The organism is Streptomyces sp. NPDC006529 (assembly GCF_040611795.1).
In the GTDB taxonomy this organism is placed as follows: Bacteria; Actinomycetota; Actinomycetes; order Streptomycetales; family Streptomycetaceae; genus Streptomyces.
In genome coordinates this window covers 1-12,920 of record NZ_JBEXPB010000061.1, presented here as the reverse complement: position 1 = coordinate 12,920, position 12,920 = coordinate 1, and the positions used below count along the sequence as shown (strand labels likewise).

Genomic DNA, 12,920 nt, shown 5'->3' with positions numbered 1-12,920 from the left:
CTGCCGCGCGCGCCCCCGGCGTACGGAACCTCACGCGCCCCGGGGGCTCCGACGCGCGCCCCGGAGCCCTACCATCTGGGGCAGGAGGTGGCCGGATTGAGCACGCACCACGACGCGCACCGCAGCAACCACGACGGACCCGACGGCGCGGGCGGCGACACGACCCGCCACGCCCCGGCCCCTGACGACCCGACGGCCGTCGCGGCCGCCGTCGGCCTCGGCCTGCTCGCCCTCGGCGGCTGGCTGCTGACCACCACGCGCCCCTGGACCCGCCCCGACGGCCCCGCCGTCCTGGCCCTGTACTGGGGTTCGGCCCTGGTCGTCCTGCTGTGCGGCCTCGTCCTGCTGCGCCGCGGCGTGCACTCCGTCCACGGCGTCGGCGTCCACGCCCCCGACGCGGGCCCCTGGGGCAACGTACCCGCCCAGAACACCCATTCCCCCTCTTTCCCCCTCCCCACCCCGCCCGAGCCCCCGGCCTGACCCGGCCGTTGAAGCCCGCCGTCCGTTCGCCTCCGGACCGAACCGGCTTTCGTAGGCCGACGGGCGTGATGCCGGTCCCGCGCGCGAGCCGTTCCCCCGTCAGCCGGGCCAGCGGCGTCGTGCCCAGTTGTGCCCGGAAGCGGCGGTGCAGCGTCGCCGGACCGACCGCCGCCCCTGGTCGCGCCGGACCACGTGCCGCCGCGCGGCGGCAGGCGGAACAGGAGTGGTGAGCAAGCGCCTCACGGCCAGGGCCAGGAGCAAGGGCCAGCGGCCGGGCCGCTCGGTTGTCCGGTGAGCGGCCCGGTCCTGGGTGGTCAGGCCTTCGGGGCCACCTTGCTCAGGCCGTTGATGATGCGGTCCATCGCGTCGCCGCCCTGGGGGTCGGTGAGGTTCGCCAGCATCTTCAGGGTGAAGCGCATCAGCACCGGGTGCGTCAGACCGCGCTGGGCGGCGATCTTCATGACCTTCGGGTTGCCGATCAGCTTCACGAAGGCGCGGCCCAGCGTGTAGTAGCCGCCGTAGGTCTCCTTGAGGACCTTCGGGTAGCTGTGCAGCGCCAGTTCGCGCTGCGCCGGGGTGGCGCGGGCGTGGGCCTGGACGATGACCTCGGCCGCGATCTGGCCCGACTCCATCGCGTAGGCGATGCCCTCGCCGTTGAACGGGTTGACCAGCCCGCCCGCGTCGCCCACCAGCAGCAGGCCCTTGGTGTAGTGCGGCTGCCGGTTGAAGGCCATCGGCAGGGCCGCGCCGCGGATCGGCTGCGTCATGTTCTCAGGGGTGTAGCCCCAGTCGGCGGGCATGGAGGCGCACCACGCCTTCAGCACCTCGCGCCAGTCCAGCTCCTTGAAGGCGGAGGAGGAGTTGAGGATGCCGAGACCGACGTTCGACGTGCCGTCGCCCATGCCGAAGATCCAGCCGTAGCCGGGCAGCAGCCGCTCCTGGCCGCCGCGCCGGTCCCACAGTTCCAGCCACGACTCCAGGTAGTCGTCGTCGTGGCGCGGGGAGGTGAAGTACGTGCGCACGGCGACGCCCATCGGGCGGTCGTCGCGCCGGTGCAGGCCCATCGCCAGCGAGAGCCGCGAGGAGTTGCCGTCGGCCGCCACGACCAGGGGGGCGCTGAAGGTGACCGGGGTCTTCTCCTCGCCCAGTTTCGCGTGCACGCCCGTGATGTGCCCGGTGCGCGGGTCGCGGACGGGCTCGCCGACGTTGCAGCGCTCGTAGAGACGGGCCCCGGCCTTCTGGGCCTGCCGGGCGAGGGTCTCGTCGAAGTCGTCGCGCTTGCGGACGAGTCCGTAGTCGGGGAAGGAGGCCAGCTCCGGCCAGTCCAGCTGGAGCCGCTGCCCGCCGCCGATGATCCGCAGGCCCTTGTTGCGGAGCCAGCCGGCCTCTTCGGAGACGTCGACGCCCATCGCCACGAGCTGCTTGGTGGCCCGCGGGGTCAGACCGTCACCGCAGACCTTCTCGCGCGGGAACGCCGTCTTCTCCAGGAGCAGGACGTCGAGTCCGGCCTTGGCGAGGTAGTACGCGGTGGTGGAGCCGGCGGGCCCGGCCCCGACGACGATCACATCCGCGGAGTGTTCGGAGAGGGGCTCGGTCACTGCGGGATCTCCCGAAGGCTCGATTAGGGGTGCCGAACGGCACGAGACATGTGCAGTCTAAGCAGCCAGAGAGATCACGATCCGAAGGGCTGCCCCACGATGACCGCCTCACCGACCCGGCCGCTCCCCGATGTACAGCTGCGTGTGCCCACCGACGAGGACGCGCACGCCTGGCACCGGGTGTTCGGCCACCCCGACGTCATGGAGTTCCTGGGCGGCCCCGCCGAACTCTCCGTGTACGAGGAGTTCACCGCCCGCCAGCGGATGCACGACGCCCGCCACGGCTTCTGCCTGTGGACCCTCGTGGACCGGGACGGCGACGTGATGGGGTTCACCGGGGCCCAGCCCTGGCCCAAGCCCTGGGGGCCGCCCCTCGGCGAGATCGAGATCGGCTGGCGGCTCGGCCGCGCGTACTGGGGCAAGGGCTACGCGTACGCCGCCGCGCTCGCGACCGTCGATCGGGTCCGGGCGGCGGGCGTGCCGCAGGTCATGGCGATGATCGACGCCCGCAACGTGCGTTCCCTCGCGGTGGCGGAACGCCTCGGCATGGAACTCGCCGAGGAGTTCACCTCTCCGAGTGGCCATCCGGGACGCAAGTACACGCTGGACTTCCGTACGGCGGCGTAAGCACACGGCAGGCGTCAGGGGCGGCAGCCCTCAGAAGACGGAGAGGCCGGTCAGCGTCGTGAACCGGTCCAGGGCCGCCACGCCCGCCACCGAGTTGCCCTGGGCGTCCAGTCCCGGGCTCCACACGGCGAGCGTGCACAGGCCCGGGACGACGGCGACGATGCCGCCCCCGACACCGCTCTTGCCGGGCAGGCCGACGCGGTAGGCGAACTCGCCCGCCGCGTCGTACGTCCCGCACGTCAGCATCACCGCGTTGATCTGCTTGGCCTCGCTGCGGGTCAGCAGCCGCGAGCCGTCGGCCCGCAGCCCGTGCCGGGCCAGGAAGCGGGCGGCGCGGGCCAGGTCACCGCAGGACAGCTCGATCGAGCACTGCCAGAAGTAGTGGTCGAGGAGCGCGGGGACCGGATTGTCGAGGTTGCCGTACGAGGCCATGAAGTGGGCCAGCGCCGCGTTGCGGTCGCCGTTCTCCTGCTCGGAGGCGGCGACTTCCGCGTCGAACGCGACGTCCGGATTGCCGCTCTCCTCGCGGAGGAACCGCAGCAGCTCGCTGCTCGCGTCACCGGTGAGGCTCTGGAGCCGGTCGGTGACGACGAGGGCGCCCGCGTTGATGAACGGATTGCGCGGGATGCCGTTCTCGTACTCCAGCTGCACCAGCGAGTTGAAGGGGTTGCCGGAAGGCTCGCGGCCGACCCGCTCCCAGAGGCTGTCGCCGCCCTCCGCGAGGGCGAGGGCCAGCGCGAACACCTTGGTGATGGACTGCGCGGAGAACGCCGTCCGCCAATCGCCGACCCCGTGGACGTTCCCTTCGAGGTCGGCGATCGCCATGCCGAACTGCCGCGGCTCCACGGACGCCAGCGCCGGGATGTACTCGGCGGGCGTCCCGCTCCCGACGAGCGGGGCGATGTCCGCCGCGATCCGCTCCAGCAGGTCCGGGTAATCCACGGCGCGGCCGGCCCCTACGCCTTGGTGCCGCGGTGCAGCGCCACGATGCCGCCACTGAGGTTGCGCCAGGCGACCTTGCCCCAGCCGGCCTTCTGCAGCAGCCCGGCGAGGGCCGCCTGGTCGGGCCACGCGCGGATGGACTCGGCGAGGTACACGTACGCGTCCGGGTTCGAGGACACCGCGCGGGCCACCGGCGGCAGGGCGCGCATCAGGTACTCGGTGTACACCGTGCGGAAGGGGGCCCAGGTCGGCTGCGAGAACTCGCAGATGACGACCTGCCCACCGGGCTTGGTCACCCGGTACAGCTCGCGCAGGGCGCCCTCGGTGTCCTGCACGTTGCGCAGCCCGAAGGAGATCGTCACGGTGTCGAAGACGCCGTCCTTGAACGGCAGCTTCGTCGCGTCGCCAGCGGTCAGCGGCAGCCACGGGTTGCGCTTCTTGCCCTCGCGGAGCATGCCGAGGGAGAAGTCGCACGGGACGACGTAGGCACCGGTCGCGGCGAAGGGCAGCGAGGATGTCGCGGTCCCGGCGGCCAGGTCGAGCACCTTCTGGGCGGGGCGCGCGTCGACCGCCTTGGCGACCTCCTTGCGCCACAGCCGGGCCTGGCCGAGGGAGAGGACGTCGTTCGTGAGGTCGTAGTTGGCCGCCACTCCGTCGAACATGGAGGCGACTTCGTGCGGCTGCTTGTCCAGGGATGCGCGGGTCACTGGTTGGCCTCGCAGGGATCGGGTGCGGTGCCGCTGCGCGGGGCGCGGGCGGCGGGCACGGCGCGGTGGGGTGCCCGCACATTCTCGCAGGCCCGCCCGGTGGCGGCGGCGGGGGCTCAGCGGCGGCGGTGCAGGAGCCGGCCGCCGATGACCGTGGCGACACAGGTCGTGGCGCCGAGCGCGAGGAGCGCGTCCGGGTCCGGCGCGTCGAAGACCGCGAACCGGGCCGGTCCGCCGCGCTCCAGCGACCCGTGGAACGCCTCGGCGGCCGCCGCCCGCCCCGCGAAGGGGTCCAGTGACGGGACGGCGTCAGCCGCGTCCGGCGCCGCGGGCAGCAGGGCCAGCCCCGAGCGGGAGACCGCGGTGCGCACGGCCGGGACGCGCAGCCGGCCGCTCAGCGCGACCACCCCGCGCGACAGCAGCTTCTGCGTGGCGCGCCGGGCGCTGTTGCCCCACCGGACCTCGCTCAGCCCGAGCGCGTCCAGGGCCTCGGCCCCGGTGACCGGGTCAGCGCCCAGCTCCGCGGTCTCGTACGGATCGTCGGGGTAGTACGTCCGCTCCAGCAGCGCCTCCGCGCCGCGCACCGACAGCCCCGGGGTCAGCACCCCGGGCCAGCGCCGCGCGCGGGCGAGCGGATGGCGCTCGGCGAGGACCTCGTACGGGCCCAGGCCCGCGATCCGGTCGCCCTCGACCAGGACCGCCCCGTCCGGGACCGGAGCGGATCCGGGCCCGGTGACCAGGAGGCCGGCGGTGTGCAGCGTCAGCATCGGTTCGCCGGGCTCAGTTCGTCGCGATGAGCTTCAGCTCGGGGTGCGCCGTGCCGCCCTCGATCGCCGTCGAGGAGATGTGCGAGACCACGCGGTCGTCGACCGGGTCGTTCGCCGGGTCGTCGTGGACCAGCAGGTGCTCGTAGGTCGTCGCGCGCTGTGCCGGGGTGCGGCCCGCCTTGCGGATCAGGTCGATGATCTCCATGCGGTTGGAGCGGTGCCTGGCACCGGCCGAGGAGACGACGTTCTCCTCCAGCATGATCGAACCGAGGTCGTCGGCGCCGTAGTGCAGCGCCAGCTGGCCCGCCTCCTTGCCGACGGTCAGCCAGGAGCCCTGGATGTGCGCGATGTTGTCGAGGTAGAGCCGCGCGATCGCGATCATGCGCAGGTACTCGAACACCGTGGCCTGCGTCCGGCCCTTGAGGTGGTTGTTCTCGGGCTGGTAGGTGTACGGGATGAAGGCGCGGAAGCCGCCCGTACGGTCCTGCGTGTCCCGGATCATCGCGATGTGCTCGATCCGCTCGGCGTTGGTCTCGCCGGTGCCCATGAGCATCGTGGAGGTGGATTCCACGCCCAGCCGGTGGGCGATCTCCATGATCTCCAGCCAGCGCTCGCCGGACTCCTTGAGCGGGGCGATCGCCTTGCGCGGCCGCTCCGGCAGGAGTTCGGCGCCCGCGCCCGCGAAGGAGTCGAGGCCGGCGGCGTGGATGCGCGTGATGGCCTCCTCCGCCGAGACGCCCGAGATGCGGGCCATGTGCTCGACCTCGGACGCGCCGAGGGAGTGGATGACCAGCTGCGGGAAGGCCTTCTTGATCGCGGCGAAGTGGTGCTCGTAGTACTCGACGCCGTAGTCGGGGTGGTGCCCGCCCTGGAACATGATCTGCGTGCCGCCCAGCTCGACGGTCTCCGCGCAGCGGCGCAGGATGTCGTCGAGGTCCCGGGACCAGCCCTTCTTGGTGTCCTTCGGGGCCGCGTAGAAGGCACAGAACTTGCACGCCGTGACGCACACGTTGGTGTAGTTGATGTTGCGCTCGATGATGTACGTCGCGATGTGCTCGGTACCCGCGTAGCGGCGGCGGCGCACGGCGTCGGCGGCCTGGCCGAGCGCGTGCAGCGGTGCGTCGCGGTAGAGGTCGAGAGCCTCTTGCCGGGTGATCCGGCCCCCCGCGGCGGCGCGGTCGAGGACAGACTGGAGAGCGGCCTGGTCGGTCACCGGTGCGTCACCTTTCGGCGGTGTGTCAAGGGTTGTCCGGACCGATCCAGCCTACGCCAGCGCCCGGGTGCGGTTGCGGGGGGCCGCCGCGCAGGCGCGCGGCCACTGCCGCTACTGCCGCTACTGCCGCGTGAGGTCGCCCTCGGGGTTTCCGGCGGCGCGGTCGCCCGAGCGGTAGTGGAGGGTGCCGCCTTCGGTGAGGGCGAAGCGCTCGTCGGCGGAGCCGGGGGCGCAGACGCCGGGGTGCGGGTTGGGGCCGCCCGCGGTGTCCAGGACGAGGGCGCGGTCGGTGGCGGCCGAGAGCTTCCAGTCGCCGCTGCAGTCGTAGGACGTGCCGAGGAGGTCCATGACCGAGTGGTCGCGCGCGACCACCGTCCCCTTCTTCCCGGCCCGGATCGTGATCTCGAACGGGGTCGGGAGCCCGAGGTTCGTGGTGACCGGGCCCTTCCAGGTGCCGATGAACTCCTTGGGTACGTCGTCCCGCGCGCCCCGCGTCGGCGCGGCGGACCCGTCGGCGGAGGGGGATCCGGACCCGGAGGGGGAACCCGACCCGGACGGGGACCGGGACGCGGACGGCGCCGGGGTCGCGCCCGGCACCGAGGAGACGGGGCTCGCGGCGTCGTGCGTGCCGCCGCTCCCCGGGAAGAGCCCGAGCCCGTACAGGCCGCCGCCCAGCGCCACCGCGACCGCGCCCAGGGCCAGCACCAGCGTGCAGCTCATCCGGCGGCCGGCTGCGGTGAACCGGAGGCCCCGTCCGGAGTCCCCTCCCGATCCGGATCCCGTGGGCGCGCCGCCGGCCGCGTCACCGGCCGCGCCGCCCGCGCCCGTCCCAGCCGGCGGGTGCGCCGGGGCCGGGGGGCCGTACGGGCCCACGGGTCCGGCGGGCAGCGGCCGGGCGCCGTACGAGGAGTCGGCGGGCCCGAAACCCCCCGGGACACCGGCCCCGTAGGGCGACGACGCCTCGAACGGAACCGGCCCGGAGGCATCGGGACCCGGCCCCGTGCCCGGACCCCAGCTGGCGGCTCCCCCGCCCGCGTCCAGGTCCGCGTCCAGGTCCAGCAGCCGGGACGCGGCCCGGCTCACCTCCTCCACCAGCGGCCCGGGCAGCCAGCCCGGCCCGCCCGGCGCCCCGCCCAGCGCCGCGGCGAGCGCCTCCGGGGCGGGCCGCTCGCCCGGCACCTTGACCAGGCAGGCACCGATCAGCTCGCGGAGCTCCCCGGCGGGGATCCCGCCGAGCTCGGGCTCCTCGTGCACCACCTTGTAGAGGAGGGTGGCCGCGTTGTCCCCGCTGAAGGGGGGCCGGCGGGTCGCGGCGAAGGCCAGGACCGCGCCGAGCGAGAAGACGTCGGACGCCCCGGTGACGCCCTTGCCGAGGATCTGTTCGGGCGCCATGTAACCGGGCGAACCCACCGACACCCCGGTGGAGGTCAGCGAGGCGGTGCCGTCGGTGGCCCGCGCGATCCCGAAGTCGATCAGCCGCGGCCCGTCCAGGGTCAGCATCACGTTCGACGGCTTCACGTCGCGGTGTACGAGGCCCAGCGCGTGCACCGCCACCAGGGCGCGGGCCAGCCCCACGCCGATCGCCCGGACGGAACGCTCCGGCAGCGGCCCGTGCGCGGCCAGCGCCCGGTCGAGCGAGGGCCCGGCGACGTACGCGGTCGCCACCCACGGCACCGCGGCGTCCGGATCGGCGCCCAGCACCTCGGCGGTCCACTCCCCGCCCACCCGCCGGGCGGCGGCCACCTCGCGCCGGAACCGGGCCCGGAACTCGTCGTCCGCGGCGAAGTGCGGGTGCACGACCTTGACCGCGACCGTCCGGCCGCCCGCGCTGCGCCCGAGGTAGACCCGGCCCATCCCGCCCGCGCCGAGCCGGCCCAGGAGCCGGTACGCACCGATCGTGCGCGGTTCGCCGGCTTCGAGCGGCTGCATCGCGTCCCCCGTCCTCTGCTCCCCCGTGCATGCCTGACGGCTCAGCACGATAGGCCCTGTCGGCCCGCGGAGGCACCGGATCCGTGGCACGGTGATCGGCATGAGACCGCGCACGACCACGGCGGACGCGGCGGCCAGGGGATCCGTCCTGTTCACCGCCTGCCTCACCGCCTGCCTCGCCCTGACGCTCGCGGGCTGCTCCGGCCAGGGCGGCCGGGTCCGCTTCGAGGCCCCGGCCACGGCCCCGACGGGCGCCCCCACCAGCAGCGTCACGCCCCACCCGGTGGCCGAGGCGGAGCGGCTGACCCAGCTGCCGACCGGCCCCGAGGCGGAGTTCCACGAGGAGAGCACCCTCGACGACGGGACGACGATCGGCGTGACCACCCTGGAGGGCCAGAAATCGGGATTCACCGGCAAAGTCTGGGTGTGGGCGCCGAAGCAGTACTTCGAATCCCAGTACGCGCACAGCGGCTTCCCGGTGCTGATCGCCCTGCCGGGCGGCCGGGGTTTCCCGAAGAACTACTGGATGGCCGCCGGGCTCAGGCTGGAGAGCAGCATCGCCGCCTGGTCGAAGGACGGCCGGAGCCTGCCCTTCATCGTGGTGATGCCGGTGCTCAACCCGGATAAGTCACACTTCTACGACGGCAGCGACATCCCGGGGCAGCCCAAGATGGGCACCTGGCTCACGGAGGACGTGCCGGACCTGGTGCGGGCCAACTTCCGGACCTTCCACTCCCGGGACGGCTGGGCCTTCATGGGCTCCTCCTCCGGCGGCTTCGCCGCGCTGAAGGCGGTGCTCCAGAAGCCGGACCAATTCAAGGGGGTCATCGCCTCCGGCCCGGACATCGTGCCCGACTCCCCCCTGTGGAAGGGATACGAGGAGGAGCGCCAGGCGAACAATCCGGAACGCCTCGCCGCGGAACTCGCGGAGAAGGAGGGGCCCGACGTCTATCTCGCCTTCCAGGTCGGCAGCAAGGAAAGCGGAAAGCCCAATGTGGAGAAATTCATCAGGAATTACGGAAAGGGTCCCGTAAAGACCCATTTGCAGGTCATCGCGGGTGGCGAGCACAACGCGAAGACCTACATCCGGGGCATGGGCGAGGGCAGCATGAAGTGGCTCAGCGCCCATCTCCAGCCACCGGTCCCCACGGCCTGAGGAGGCCGCCGGGCCCCGCCGCGCAGCGGCCCGGCCCAGGCCCGGCTCAGGGGGTCAGCAGCTCCACCGGCACGTCTTGCGCGAAGCCGGTCGTCGCCCCGGTCCGGCGGGCGAACTCGCGCACGCCCGCCAGCTGATCCGGGCCGAAGCGGAAGTCGAGCGTGGTGAAGTACCGCTCCAGCAGCTCGGCGTCGAAGGCCTCCCAGCGGGCCGCCTGCTCGGCCACCTTGGTGACCTCCTCCAGGGAGAGGTCCCGGGAGGCGAGGAACGCCTTGTGGACCTCCCGGACCGTGGCCGGCTCGCGCTCCAGGTAATCCTTGCGCGCGGCCCAGACGGCGAAGACGAACGGCAGGCCGGTCCACTCCTTCCACATGAGCCCCAGGTCATGCACGGTGAGACCGAGCCGCGGCGCGTCGTGCAGGGAGGCCCGCAGGGCCGCGTCGCCGATCAGCACGGCGGCGTCGGCCTCCTGCATCATCACCCCGAGGTCGGGCGGGCAGGTGTAGTAGTCGGGCTGGACGCCGTACTGCTCGGCGAGCAGCAGCTGGGCCAGCCGTACGGACGTGCGGGAGGTGGACCCGAGCGCGACCCGGGCCCCGTCGAGCTGCTCCAGCGGCACCTGGGAAACGATCACGCAGGACATCACGGGGCCGTCGCAGCCGACCGCGAGGTCGGGGAAGGCGACGAGCTGGTCGGCGTTGCGGAGGAACTCCACGAGGGTGATCGGAGCGATGTCGAGGTCACCCCGGACCAGCCGCTCGCTGAGCTTCTCGGGGGTGTCCTTGGTCAGCTCGAGGTCGAGCAGCGTGCCGGTTCTGGCCAGCCCCCAGTACAGCGGCAGGCAGTTCAGGAACTGGATGTGGCCGACCCTGGGCCGGCTGCGATAGACGTCCACATCGCGAGACTAGCCCCCCTCCCGCCGTCAGCCTTCGGACGGGTCTCAAACGTCCGGGTGACGTGATCTTTCCCTCTGGTCGACCCCGCAGTCTGCATGCTAGGCTCGTCGCAAGTTGCAGTTTGGTTTCCCTTGCAGTACGAGGCCTGCGGAGCATGTAACCCGCAGGCTTTTGTAGTTTTCAGACTTCTTAGCAGGTTCTGGAGCAGGGCGACCCTTTGGCCCATAGGAGGGCTCATGGCTACCGGAACCGTGAAGTGGTTCAACGCTGAAAAGGGCTTCGGCTTCATCGCCCAGGACGGCGGGGGCCCGGATGTCTTCGTCCACTACTCCGCGATCAACGCGGCTGGTTTCCGCTCCCTCGAGGAGAACCAGCTCGTGAACTTCGACGTCACGCAGGGTCCGAAGGGCCCGCAGGCGGAGAACGTCACCCCGGCCTAGTCGCCTGGGCCAGCCCGATCGCGGGTTGGAGATGCAGTACCCAAGGAGCCCTGCCTCCTCCGTGCGAGCGGAGGTGGCGGGGCTCCTGCCTTTCCGCCCCGGCGGACGGGCACGGCGGAGGGGCGGGACCCGGTGGGTCCCGCCCCTCCGCCGTGCCGCCGCTCAAGCCTTCGGGACCGCCGGGGTCGTCGGGGTCGTCGGGGTCGCCGGAGGCGCGGTGACGGTCAGGTCCAGGATCAGCTCCACGCCGTTCTCGGTGACCAGGCGCAGGTGGTACGTGCCCGGCTCGGCGGGGGTGGCGGCCGCGCCCGGGGCCGAGGCGGTGAAGAGGTCCGGCAGGACGACCAGGCCGTCGGCGTCGGTCGGCGCCAGCGCCACCGTGTGCAGCTCCTTGCCGCCCTCGCCCTTGAAGAAGGGGGTCCGCGCGGCCGGGTCCACGGGGACCCAGGCGCCCTTCGCGTCCTTCTCGACCAGGGCGGCCGTGATCTTCGTCCCGGCGATGGCCGCGCCCTTGGCGGTGGCCTTCACCTCGACGCCCACGAAGCTGGAGCCCTGGACCGCGGTGAGCGGCTTCGTCCCGGTACGGGCGAGGGCGTCCACGACGGGGGCGGGCTTGGCCCCGGGGGTGACCGTGCCGTCGAACGACACCGTGAACGACCGGCTGCCGGTGGCACTGCCCTTGCCCTGGCTGTAGAGCGTGGCGCGCAGGGTGAAGGCACCCGGCTTCTCGCCCGCCTTGTCGCCCGCCTTCAGGGCCGGGGCGGTCGCGATGCCGTCCTTGTCCGTCTTGACCACGGCGGACACCTTGCCGTCGCCCTCGAAGACCGTGCCGGAGCTGTCGGTCCCGACCTCGAAGGTCACCGTCTCGCCCACGGCGGGCTTGCCGTCGCTCAGGACCGCCTTGACCTTCGGGGCGGCGGCGAAGACCGTGCCCGCCTCGGCGGTGATCTTCGGCTCGCCGAGCACCGTCAGCCCGGACACCGTCGCGGGCGACTTCGGCGGCTCGGTGGGCTTGGTCGGCGGCTTGGCGGGCGGAGCCGTCGGCGGGACGGTCGGCGGCTTCGTCGGGGTCACCGGCGCGGGCGGCGGGGTGGGCAGCGAGCCGGGCGGCGGCGTCGGGTAGTTGCCCACCGGCGGGTTCGGTACGTCCGTGGCTCCGGCCTGGTACTGGCGCATCCAGCCGAGTACGGAATTCACGTACTCGCGGGAGCTGTTGTAGCTCAGGATCGCCTTGTCCAGGGACGCCGGGTCGGACAGGTCGCGGTCGCCCGCGCAGAGGTAGAGACCCGCGCCGAGCGCCGCGTCGTAGAGGTTGTTGGGGTCGCGGTTGCCGTCGCCGTTGCCGTCGGCGCCCCACGTCTGCCAGGTGGAGGGGATGAACTGGAGCGGGCCGACGGCCCGGTCGTACTCCGTGTCCCCGTCCCAGGCGCCCTTGTCGGTGTCCTTGATGGAGGCGAAGCCGTTGCCGTCCAGGCGGGGGCCGCGGATCGGCTTCTCCGTGGAGCCGTCCGCCTTGAGGCCGTAGCCGGAGGCGTGGACGGACTCGATCCTGCCGATGCCCGCGAGCAGCTGCCAGGGCAGCTTGCAGTGCGGCAGCGCGACGCCGACCGATATCTCGGCCCGGCGGTAGGCGTCGAGGGCGGTGGCGGGGATGCCGCTGGCGCCCTCGGGGGCTCCGGAGCCGGGCGCGGGCGGCGGGTCGGCGACCAGGTCCGGGAGGTCGAGGCGCGCGTTGCCGCGGTCGTTGGCCTGCGGGCTGTCGGGCCCCGGCTCGGCCTCACCGGCATCGGCCGTCGGGGCGGTGGTGACGACCGCCGCCGTGGTCAGACTCGCCGCGAGTGCGGCGGTGCACAGGACTTTGCGCGATGTGCTGACAAGGTGACGGTGAAGAGGCTTCACAGTGCGGCAATCCCCCCAAGGCAGCCGTGGACATGTGAGTGCGCGGCCGGACGAGCCATGAATATTCACTGTCTATCAGGTATTCGAGAACGACTCACCGTCCCCCCACCAACATGTGACAGAGCATTCGCCTCACCTTCACCCTTCGGGTGCGGATCCCCGGCTGCGCCGGGTCGCGGCTTCGCCGCGAGGGGGGGGTGGGTTTCGAGCTTCGGGGTCGGGGTGGTTCCGGGGGCTGCCCGTCAGTTCAACTGTCTTCCCGTGCC

The 12,920-nt window shown here is 72.7% G+C and carries 12 protein-coding genes; 4 read left to right on the top strand and 8 right to left on the bottom strand.

The window, feature by feature from the left end; translation table 11 throughout:
* The first annotated feature begins 96 nt into the window (after positions 1-96).
* The gene (locus tag ABZY31_RS28415) at positions 97-480 is read left to right on the top strand and encodes a hypothetical protein (RefSeq protein ID WP_356415799.1); all 384 of its coding nucleotides are present in this window, start codon (positions 97-99) and stop codon (positions 478-480) included.
* 314 nt (positions 481-794) lie between these two features.
* On the opposite strand, the gene ABZY31_RS28410 is transcribed toward ABZY31_RS28415, so the two are convergent.
* Positions 795-2,078, bottom strand: coding sequence for a geranylgeranyl reductase family protein (locus ABZY31_RS28410; protein WP_356415796.1), 1,284 nt, complete (start codon positions 2,076-2,078; stop codon positions 795-797).
* 99 nt (positions 2,079-2,177) lie between these two features.
* Between ABZY31_RS28410 and ABZY31_RS28405 the strand changes: the two genes are divergently transcribed.
* Positions 2,178-2,705: a GNAT family N-acetyltransferase gene (locus ABZY31_RS28405; RefSeq protein WP_356415793.1), complete on the top strand. Its 528-nt coding sequence runs from the start codon at positions 2,178-2,180 to the stop codon at positions 2,703-2,705.
* 30 nt (positions 2,706-2,735) lie between these two features.
* On the opposite strand, the gene ABZY31_RS28400 is transcribed toward ABZY31_RS28405, so the two are convergent.
* The 5 genes from ABZY31_RS28400 to ABZY31_RS28380 form a co-directional block, all read right to left on the bottom strand.
* The gene (locus ABZY31_RS28400) at positions 2,736-3,647 is read right to left on the bottom strand and encodes a glutaminase (protein WP_356415790.1); all 912 of its coding nucleotides are present in this window, start codon (positions 3,645-3,647) and stop codon (positions 2,736-2,738) included.
* A gap of 14 nt (positions 3,648-3,661) precedes the next feature.
* The gene (locus ABZY31_RS28395) at positions 3,662-4,354 is read right to left on the bottom strand and encodes a demethylmenaquinone methyltransferase (protein WP_356415788.1); all 693 of its coding nucleotides are present in this window, start codon (positions 4,352-4,354) and stop codon (positions 3,662-3,664) included.
* Positions 4,355-4,470: 116 nt separating this feature from the next.
* Positions 4,471-5,121, bottom strand: coding sequence for a hypothetical protein (locus ABZY31_RS28390; RefSeq protein ID WP_356415785.1), 651 nt, complete (start codon positions 5,119-5,121; stop codon positions 4,471-4,473).
* Between the two features lie 13 nt (positions 5,122-5,134).
* A complete protein-coding gene (gene mqnC / locus ABZY31_RS28385; protein ID WP_356415782.1) occupies positions 5,135-6,334 on the bottom strand; it encodes a cyclic dehypoxanthinyl futalosine synthase in 1,200 nt (399 codons plus the stop codon).
* 120 nt (positions 6,335-6,454) lie between these two features.
* A complete protein-coding gene (locus ABZY31_RS28380; RefSeq protein ID WP_356415779.1) occupies positions 6,455-8,263 on the bottom strand; it encodes a serine/threonine-protein kinase in 1,809 nt (602 codons plus the stop codon).
* A 100-nt stretch (positions 8,264-8,363) separates the two neighbouring features.
* Between ABZY31_RS28380 and ABZY31_RS28375 the strand changes: the two genes are divergently transcribed.
* On the top strand, positions 8,364-9,419 hold the full coding sequence (locus ABZY31_RS28375; RefSeq protein WP_356415776.1) for an alpha/beta hydrolase-fold protein: 1,056 nt from the start codon (positions 8,364-8,366) through the stop codon (positions 9,417-9,419).
* A 46-nt stretch (positions 9,420-9,465) separates the two neighbouring features.
* On the opposite strand, the gene ABZY31_RS28370 is transcribed toward ABZY31_RS28375, so the two are convergent.
* Entirely contained in the window at positions 9,466-10,314 is an 849-nt protein-coding gene (locus tag ABZY31_RS28370) for a menaquinone biosynthesis protein (protein ID WP_356415773.1), read from the bottom strand.
* A 237-nt stretch (positions 10,315-10,551) separates the two neighbouring features.
* Between ABZY31_RS28370 and ABZY31_RS28365 the strand changes: the two genes are divergently transcribed.
* Positions 10,552-10,755, top strand: a complete 204-nt coding sequence (locus ABZY31_RS28365; protein WP_112451444.1) for a cold-shock protein — start codon at positions 10,552-10,554, stop codon at positions 10,753-10,755.
* Between the two features lie 162 nt (positions 10,756-10,917).
* Here ABZY31_RS28365 and ABZY31_RS28360 read toward each other — a convergent pair whose 3' ends face one another.
* Positions 10,918-12,654, bottom strand: coding sequence for a hypothetical protein (locus ABZY31_RS28360; RefSeq protein WP_356415771.1), 1,737 nt, complete (start codon positions 12,652-12,654; stop codon positions 10,918-10,920).
* Positions 12,655-12,920: the final 266 nt, after the last annotated feature.

What these genes read in the sequence shown, in the direction of transcription:
- ABZY31_RS28405 (WP_356415793.1), top strand. Translation starts at nt 2,178, where the DNA reads ATGACCGCCTCACCGACCCGGCCGCTCCCCGATGTACAGCTGCGTGTG.
- ABZY31_RS28390 (WP_356415785.1), bottom strand. Translation starts at nt 5,121, where the DNA reads ATGCTGACGCTGCACACCGCCGGCCTCCTGGTCACCGGGCCCGGATCC.
- ABZY31_RS28380 (WP_356415779.1), bottom strand. Translation starts at nt 8,263, where the DNA reads ATGCAGCCGCTCGAAGCCGGCGAACCGCGCACGATCGGTGCGTACCGG.
- ABZY31_RS28375 (WP_356415776.1), top strand. Translation starts at nt 8,364, where the DNA reads ATGAGACCGCGCACGACCACGGCGGACGCGGCGGCCAGGGGATCCGTC.
- ABZY31_RS28365 (WP_112451444.1), top strand. Translation starts at nt 10,552, where the DNA reads ATGGCTACCGGAACCGTGAAGTGGTTCAACGCTGAAAAGGGCTTCGGC.